The sequence below is a fragment of the uncultured Deefgea sp. genome (assembly GCF_947072475.1).
Classification (GTDB): Bacteria; Pseudomonadota; Gammaproteobacteria; order Burkholderiales; family Chitinibacteraceae; genus Deefgea.
The window spans coordinates 22,249-29,897 of record NZ_CAMTIA010000035.1 but is presented as its reverse complement, the minus strand read 5'-3'; the positions used below and the strand labels follow the sequence as shown (position 1 = coordinate 29,897).

Here is a 7,649-nt window from a genome sequence, read left to right as displayed (position 1 = left end):
AGTTGGTAGAGCAGTGGACTTTTAATCCATTTGTCGCAGGTTCGAATCCCGCACGACCCACCATCCTCTTGCAGGAGAGTAAATCGTTTAGTGTATTATGCAAAACCCATTCGTTGGGCCGTTAGCTCAGTTGGTAGAGCAGTGGACTTTTAATCCATTTGTCGCAGGTTCGAATCCCGCACGGCCCACACTCAATACCATGTAAAAAGCCCAGCTGAAAAGTTGGGCTTTTTGCTATCCGCTCGCAGCAGCATAGACTCGGCGATACCATGCGTTCTCAGTAAGGCTACATTTAAATACGCATTCAACATCACACAAGCAATGGCTAGCAGTGTATAAAGTTGGCGTAATTAATAGTTACTATTTTGGGTCGCGTTATGAAAATCAGCGTTGTTATTCCTTATTTCAATCCACAGCCAAGCCATTTTTCAGCCATGCTCACCGGTTTAGCACAAGCCGATTGGTCGATGTTTACTGCGCTTGAATTTATTTTCATCAACGATGGCGGGACAAAACCGCATTCGGATCACTTTACGGCACTTCGAGCGGCGCTACCGGCACTGACAACATTCACAATACAAGAGATTGACTTTGCCGAAAATCGCGGCGTCTCGTGCGCGCGCAATACCGGCATGGCGGCCGCCACAGGAGACTGGATTGCGCTGCATGATGCCGACGATATCAGCCTGCCATTGCGCTTTGCCGTCTCGGTCGCATTTTTGCAGCAGCACCCCGAAGTGATTGCCGTTGCTGGCGATATGCAAGTTTTTAACGAGCAAGGCAACACCGCCATTCGCTTGTTTCCAATGTCGCATGCTGAGATTTGCGTCGATCAATTGTTTTACTGCGCGATGGCGCAACCCGCCATGGTGCTCAATCGCCAGCGCTGGCTCGACAGCGGCGTGCGTTACACCGCCAACATGGACATGGCGCAAGATTGGGATTTTACGGTTCGCTTAAGCCAGCACGGTGAGTTGGCTAATTTAGGCATTCCTTTGGTTCGTTATCGTCAACACCCCAGCCAGCGCAGCAGCGGCATTTTACGCGACGATGCCAACCCTTATGTGCGCCATATTTGGCAAGCGCAATTACAAAACCTCGGTTGTGATCCATGCCCTCAGACACTCAAGGTGCATGCGCTACTTTCTCCTTATTGGTTATGGCAAATTAACGAGCGCGCCCCCGCGTGGTTACTCGATGAGGCTGCCGTTTTACACTGGGGCAATGCATTACAAAACGCCAACCAAAGTCAGCATTATGTTGATGCCAAATTACTCGAACAAAAGATTTCGCGCTTGCAACAAGCATGGCGGGCGTGGAAAGCCACAGGGCCTGATCCGCTCACCATGCAGCGCTTAGGCTAGGGTCTGTTGACATTTGGTTTGCCAACCGAGTTGGCGTGGATTTTGGCCCGTGGCAAGGCACGAAGCGAGCAGCGTAGTCACGCTACGCCAGCGCTTAACGCAAAATACCCATCCGCAATCCACTGGTCGCAATCATCACTGAGCGCCATACCCAAAACTGAGCCTGTTGAATGATTGCAGCTTGCTGATTATTGGTTAATTGCTCGACAACAAGAAGAGCCAGATACTTTGTTGTTCAGCGCCGCCTGAGCATCACTGGCGATACTGAATAGGGGCTAACGCTAAAAAGCTTGATGGATGCGACCGATTTCTCGCCGCTATTTGCGCGCTTACCGAGTAGCGTTCGGATGAAATTGAACGTTTAAATCTTAGACTCTGTTGACGTTGGATTTTGCGTCGCAGCTTACGTAATTTTCGCGGCGAATCAAGGCGTAGTCAGCGATACATAGTCATGCTATGTGAGTTTGCTACAGAGTCGCCGCAAAAAGCGCCCAGCCTGCAGGGTTTTTGGCGGCGAGCAAACCCAACGCCAACCAAGCCTAACCACCACTGGCAGCGGATTAGGCTTGAAATTGCGCGATATTTGTTTGTAAATCCGCGACTAAGCCAAGTAATTGATCAGCCTCAAGACTGATTTGATCAACCGCATTGCTCGCGGTATCAATTTTGCGATTTATTTCCAACATGGCGTTGGCGGTGTCTTGAATTGAAAGCGTTTCTTTTTGTGCGGCGCTGGCAATGCCCATCGATAAGACTTTCATTTCTGTGGTGTTTTGCACAATCGCATTTTGCCCTTGCATCGCACTGGCGACATCCAGCGCGCCTTGATTCACGCCCTCGCTGACCTCGTGCATGGCTTTGGCCGCTTCACTAGTGGCTTGACCTATATGCTGTGTCATTTTGGCGATATCGGCAGTGGATGCCGCTGTTCGCTCTGCCAGTTTGCGAACTTCATCGGCCACCACCGCAAAGCCACGTCCGGTATCCCCGGCTCGAGCGGCTTCAATGGCGGCATTTAAGGCCAATAGGTTGGTTTGATCGGCAATATCTTTAATCACGGTGGCCATACTATCAATGGCGGCGGCAGCTGAACCTAACTCTTGAATCATGCTCGACGATTGCCGTGTAACCACCACTAAATTGGCCGTTGCATGGTGTGAGCGCGACATACTGGCGTGCGCTTCGTTGGCGGTTGCGGTGGTGGTGGTCGCCCGCTCGGTGGTCAAATCGACACTATGCAATACGCTTTCAACTGATTCGGCCAATTGATCGGTAATTATTTTAATTTGATGCGCGTCTTGGCTGGCTTGATTGGCCAATTGACTGGTATTGGCACAGAGCCCTTTTAGCTGATTCGATACGCGAGCCACTTCTGCTGCTGCGTGTTGAATCAAATTCACGGTATGGGCTTGATTTTGAATGAGTTGATTCACAGCCTTGGCCATTTCACCCAGTTCATTGCTGCCTAAATCAGGTAAGCGGCGACGAAAATCACCGTTGAGGTTGGCCAAAAAGGTTTGCACCATAAAAATAGGCCGAGTAATCGCGCGGCTCACCCACCAAATACCCATCAGCAATAAGCCGGTCGCAATCATCACTGAGCTCCAGACCCAAAGCTGAGCTTGTTTAATAATCGCAGCTTGTTGATCATTGGCCTGATGAATATTGTTCTCAATCAGCGAGCTAAATTTCTCCATACTGCCTTCGAGCCGACCAAAAACTTGAAAGAAATTTTGATAGGTAGCAGTGGCATCGCCATCGTGTTTTTCAAATTTATCCGCAGTAACTTGTGCCATTCGTACATATTCAGCAAGATCAGGCTTTAGCGCATTTAAGGCGTCACGTTCATTTTCTGGCAATGGCATCTGATCATTTTCAGCGACCAAACGGTTAAAGTTTTCTAAGTGTTCTTTTAAACCCGCTTTCACGGCTTTAATTTCATCAGGGTCTGGATTGGCCACCGCAAACAGTCGATTCATATCCAAGACATCGGCCCGAATACCGTCATGCATCATATCGGCTTCGGTCTGATTTCTGAGCAAAGTCGTTCCCTTACTCACTGCCTCAATACTCTGCACCAAATGGTTATTATTCAGATAGGCGATCGCACCAACAAATAACATTCCGGTGAGTGCCAATAGACCCAAAATCGTAATTTGCGTACGGATTTTAAATTGATTCATCATGCCATCCCTTGAATCGACTCAATATAGCCCCCCACCAATAATTAATTTTCGTGGGTTTATATCAACGTGTTAGCAACCCTTTTTAGACCGCCTACAACGGTATTGCAACGAATTTCTGACGCGAGCAACTGTAAAAATTTACTTAAAACTTATAAATACACCATCAATACACATGCATTAGACAAAATAAATGGCCTTCTTTCGCAAGAAGGCCATCGGATTAATGCAGCAACACCATGTTAGTTGTTATACGCTTTCTCACCGTGGCTAGAGACATCCAGTCCTTCACGTTCTTCATCTTCTTTCACGCGCAGGCCAATCGTCATATCAACCAATTTATACGCCACCACCGCCACCGTACCCGACCATGCAATCGTCACTAAAACACCCAGCGTTTGGATTTTAACTTGATCGATAATGCTATACGACGTCGCTACGCTATTGCTCACGTAATCCCATACGCCAGTGCCACCCAGATCTGGGCTGGCAAATACGCCGGTCAAAATCGCCCCAACAATACCGCAAACGCCATGCACGCCAAACACATCTAAAGAGTCATCCGCACCCAATAAACGTTTCAAGCCATGCACACCCCATAAACCAGCAATACCGGCAATCACGCCCATCACCAAGCCACCACCGACCCCGACAAAACCCGCCGCAGGGGTAATCACCACCAAACCGGCCACCGCACCCGATGCCGCACCCAATAATGAAGGTTTACCTTTCCATAACCACTCAATCAGCAACCAAGTCATTGCCGCAGTCGCAGGAGCGACCCAAGTATTCACAAAGGCCAAAGCTGCAGTACCGTTGGCCTCAAGCGCCGAGCCGGCGTTAAAACCAAACCAGCCAAACCAGAGTAATGAAGCACCAATCATCGTCATCGTTAAACTATGTGGCGTCATTGGATCACGGCCATAACCAATCCGTTTGCCGACAAAATACGAACCAATCAAACCGGCCACTGCGGCATTAATATGCACCACCGTACCACCGGCAAAATCTAAAGCACCATCTTGGAATAAAAACCCAGCGGTCGCCGCTGCTGCGGTCGCTGCCGCCGCATCGGTATACGCATCAGGACCGGCCCAGTACCAAACCATATGGGCGATGGGCAAATAAGAAAACGTAAACCACAGCACGCAAAACACCAATAGCGCAGAGAACTTAATGCGTTCCGCAAACGAGCCGACAATCAAACCGCAAGTAATTGCGGCAAATGCGCCTTGAAACGCAATATAAATCAGCTCAGAAATACCAACGCCTTTATTAAACGTGGCGGCAATTGAATCTGGCGTGACCCCATTAAGCAGTATTTTTGACGTAGAGCCAAAAAATGCATTGCCCTCAGTAAACGCCAAGCTATAGCCATAAATCACCCACAGCACGCTGATCAAGCTAAAGATACTAAATACTTGCATCAGCACCGACAGCATATTTTTGCTGCGCACCAAGCCACCATAAAACAGCGCCAAACCTGGTATCGACATCAAAATCACTAAGGCCGTAGCCACAAACAACCAACTGTTATCGCCTTTATTCACCGTCATCACCGGCGCTGCAATCGCAGCAGCGGTGTTTTGAACGCTCACTGCCACTTCGACCACCGCCTCCATCGTTGCCGAGGCCGCACTGGCAGTGATCGCGTCAGCGGCAAAACTAGGGGCCGCCACCCACATGGCGGAAAACAAAGCTAATGATGCGAGTATTTTTTTCATTTTCATGCGCTCCAGATCAAATCTATCGTGATGTATCGCTAGCGAATTATTTTTTCTGTTGATATCGATGGCGATCAGCTCAATTTAAATTGCGGCGTCACCCGTTTCACTGGTACGAATTCGCACCACGTGCATCAAGTCAAAGACAAAGATTTTTCCGTCGCCGATTTTTCCGGTGTGGGCGGCTTTTTCAATCGCTTCTATCGTTTGCTCGAGCAACTCATCAGCAATCGCAATTTCCACCTTAACTTTGGGCAAAAAATCGACCACATACTCAGCACCGCGATACAACTCGGTATGGCCTTTTTGGCGACCGAAACCTTTTACCTCGGTCACAGTCAAACCTTGCACACCAATTGCTGACAAGCCTTCACGAACTTCATCAAGCTTAAAAGGCTTGATAATTGCGCTTACAAATTTCATGGTGTAACTCCTTATGCAAACGGTTAGATTGGTAAGTAAAATAGTTAGCATGAAGCGTGCCAGCTCAGCTTGGCGGTATTTTTCATTGATTTAGATTCACGCCGATCCAAGATAGCACTGTTGCAGCGCAATATTTAAATCAAAGGTGGCGCATGCTGCTCCTTCTTGGTGCATGTAAATCAAACTGTTGTGAATTTGAATCTGCTAAACTGGATTCAACCATTGCCAATACTTGGAGAAAGTGATGTTAAAAGACAAATTTTTCGATGAAATCAGCAATAAAATCTCAGAAGCCATCGCCGCCAGTCCAGCGAAAGATCTCGAAAAAAACGTGCGCGCCATGATGGGATCGGCATTTAATAAAATGGATTTGGTCACGCGTGAAGAGTTTGAAATTCAACAAGAAGTGCTCGCCCGCACCCGCGAAACGCTGACCCAAATGGAAGCGCGCGTTACAGAACTAGAAATGCGCCTGCAAACTAACAACCCACAAGACGGCATATAAAACTGACGCCTCAGCAACATATGCAACAAAACAATAAGAAACCGAGCCATGTGCTCGGTTTTTTTGTACCATGAAAAAAACAACGACAAAAAGAGATCGCCATGTCTGCCGCCGACGCCCGACTCAATCCAGAACCTTGCGCCTCTAGTTTCTATTTAAGCTACGCCAGCATTCTCGATCTCGACCATTTAGCCCCCTTATTTAATGCCTATCGTCAATTTTATGGCTGCCCCGATAATGTGCCAGAAGCACGGGCTTTTTTAGCCGAACGATTGGCAACTGGCGATTCAAAGATTTATTTAGCGCGCAATAGTGCCGGAGAAACCCTCGCCTTTGCGCAAGTCTTTGCCTGCTTTTCATCGATTGCTTTGTGTCGGAGTTGGGTACTGAATGATTTGTATGTGCAACCGGCTTATCGCGGTCAGCACGTGGGCGAAGCCTTATTGGCTCAAGTTGAAAAAGAAGCACAAGCGGCCGGAATCGGCATGCTGATGATGGAAACCGGCCCAGAAAACGTGCGCGCCCACCGCATTTATCAAAAAATGGGTTATGCCCGCGAAATGGGTTATTTGCATTTTGTTCGGCGGCTCAAGCAATAACGCCACACGCTCACGGTGTAAATCCGTCACCGTGATCAGCGCCGCGCACCAATCCGACACGTAAAACACTGCGCAAAATCATTGATCAATCAGATAGACATTCAATTTTAATCTTCAACAGGCAAAATACGCGGATTGCTAGTTACCAATCTTAGGTTTTGCTCGTGGCGCAAGAAGTACTGAATTTTATTGATCAAGAAATTGCCGGCGGCAGCGGTTTGCTACAAGCCATGCAAGCGGCTGAGCGTGCATTCAATTTGAGTTCAAAACAGGTGTATAGCCTGCTACCTTATTTCGATCGCCGCATGTATTAAGATACATGGGTAGTGTATGGGGGCGAAGCGGGCCGATAAGCCGGGTCCTGTCCAGATGTTGCCATCCGTGACCATCATTCCTCTAGGCGCACCATTACTGATGCGCTCAAGCAACCTACCCGTAGACTCAGCGAGCAGCTTCAACGCCTACTGCTTGGTCTTGCTCCGAATGGGGTTTACCCTGCCAGCGACTGTTACCAGCGCCGCGGTGCGCTCTTACCGACCCCTTTACGGGGCTCCTCTGACGAGGACACCTTTTCACCCTTACCGATGACTCAATCCCAATCGCTTCAATCGATTGTTCAACTTGGGTCCATTCAGTATGCAAGCATCCTGAATGGGGGGACTTTGCGCCGCTTACGCGTCGCGAAGTCTCCCACTGGCGGTTCAGCTCTCTGTTGCACTTTCCGTCGGCTCACGCCGCCTGGTCGTTAACCAGCATTCTGCTCTATGGAGCCCGGACTTTCCTCCCCCGCCAGCATTACACTGGCAGCAGCGATGGTCTGTCCCGCTTCGCGGTGGCGATTATCACCGCTA

At 48.9% G+C, this 7,649-nt stretch carries 7 protein-coding genes, 1 tRNA gene and 1 other RNA gene; 5 read left to right on the top strand and 4 right to left on the bottom strand.

Annotated elements, in window-relative coordinates; genetic code table 11:
• Positions 1 to 115 precede the first annotated feature (115 nt).
• Together Q0V82_RS11470 and Q0V82_RS11465 are read left to right on the top strand one after the other, a co-directional pair.
• A tRNA-Lys gene (locus tag Q0V82_RS11470) sits at positions 116 to 188 on the top strand.
• Positions 189 to 377: 189 nt separating this feature from the next.
• Positions 378 to 1,364 carry a glycosyltransferase gene (locus tag Q0V82_RS11465; RefSeq protein ID WP_297575832.1) on the top strand — a complete coding sequence of 329 codons (987 nt, stop codon included), beginning with the start codon at positions 378 to 380 and terminating at the stop codon, positions 1,362 to 1,364.
• A 560-nt stretch (positions 1,365 to 1,924) separates the two neighbouring features.
• On the opposite strand, the gene Q0V82_RS11460 is transcribed toward Q0V82_RS11465, so the two are convergent.
• The 3 genes from Q0V82_RS11460 to glnK form a co-directional block, all read right to left on the bottom strand.
• Positions 1,925 to 3,550, bottom strand: coding sequence for a methyl-accepting chemotaxis protein (locus tag Q0V82_RS11460; protein ID WP_297575829.1), 1,626 nt, complete (start codon positions 3,548 to 3,550; stop codon positions 1,925 to 1,927).
• Between the two features lie 239 nt (positions 3,551 to 3,789).
• The gene (gene amt / locus Q0V82_RS11455) at positions 3,790 to 5,271 is read right to left on the bottom strand and encodes an ammonium transporter (RefSeq protein ID WP_297575827.1); all 1,482 of its coding nucleotides are present in this window, start codon (positions 5,269 to 5,271) and stop codon (positions 3,790 to 3,792) included.
• An 84-nt stretch (positions 5,272 to 5,355) separates the two neighbouring features.
• Complete coding sequence (glnK, locus tag Q0V82_RS11450; protein WP_221021629.1) at positions 5,356 to 5,694, bottom strand: P-II family nitrogen regulator; 339 nt, start codon at positions 5,692 to 5,694, stop codon at positions 5,356 to 5,358.
• Positions 5,695 to 5,938: 244 nt separating this feature from the next.
• On the opposite strand from glnK, the gene Q0V82_RS11445 reads away from it, so the two are divergent.
• From Q0V82_RS11445 to Q0V82_RS11435, 3 genes are all read left to right on the top strand, one after another.
• The gene (locus Q0V82_RS11445) at positions 5,939 to 6,199 is read left to right on the top strand and encodes an accessory factor UbiK family protein (protein ID WP_297575825.1); all 261 of its coding nucleotides are present in this window, start codon (positions 5,939 to 5,941) and stop codon (positions 6,197 to 6,199) included.
• 101 nt (positions 6,200 to 6,300) lie between these two features.
• Positions 6,301 to 6,798: a GNAT family N-acetyltransferase gene (locus tag Q0V82_RS11440; RefSeq protein ID WP_297575823.1), complete on the top strand. Its 498-nt coding sequence runs from the start codon at positions 6,301 to 6,303 to the stop codon at positions 6,796 to 6,798.
• A gap of 164 nt (positions 6,799 to 6,962) precedes the next feature.
• On the top strand, positions 6,963 to 7,112 hold the full coding sequence (locus Q0V82_RS11435) for a hypothetical protein (protein ID WP_297575821.1): 150 nt from the start codon (positions 6,963 to 6,965) through the stop codon (positions 7,110 to 7,112).
• Between the two features lie 20 nt (positions 7,113 to 7,132).
• On the opposite strand, the gene rnpB is transcribed toward Q0V82_RS11435, so the two are convergent.
• Positions 7,133 to 7,627, bottom strand: an RNA gene (gene rnpB / locus Q0V82_RS11430) — RNase P RNA component class A.
• Positions 7,628 to 7,649: the final 22 nt, after the last annotated feature.

What these genes read in the sequence shown, in the direction of transcription:
- Q0V82_RS11465 (WP_297575832.1), top strand. Translation starts at nt 378, where the DNA reads ATGAAAATCAGCGTTGTTATTCCTTATTTCAATCCACAGCCAAGCCAT.
- Q0V82_RS11460 (WP_297575829.1), bottom strand. Translation starts at nt 3,550, where the DNA reads ATGATGAATCAATTTAAAATCCGTACGCAAATTACGATTTTGGGTCTA.
- amt (WP_297575827.1), bottom strand. Translation starts at nt 5,271, where the DNA reads ATGAAAAAAATACTCGCATCATTAGCTTTGTTTTCCGCCATGTGGGTG.
- glnK (WP_221021629.1), bottom strand. Translation starts at nt 5,694, where the DNA reads ATGAAATTTGTAAGCGCAATTATCAAGCCTTTTAAGCTTGATGAAGTT.
- Q0V82_RS11445 (WP_297575825.1), top strand. Translation starts at nt 5,939, where the DNA reads ATGTTAAAAGACAAATTTTTCGATGAAATCAGCAATAAAATCTCAGAA.
- Q0V82_RS11440 (WP_297575823.1), top strand. Translation starts at nt 6,301, where the DNA reads ATGTCTGCCGCCGACGCCCGACTCAATCCAGAACCTTGCGCCTCTAGT.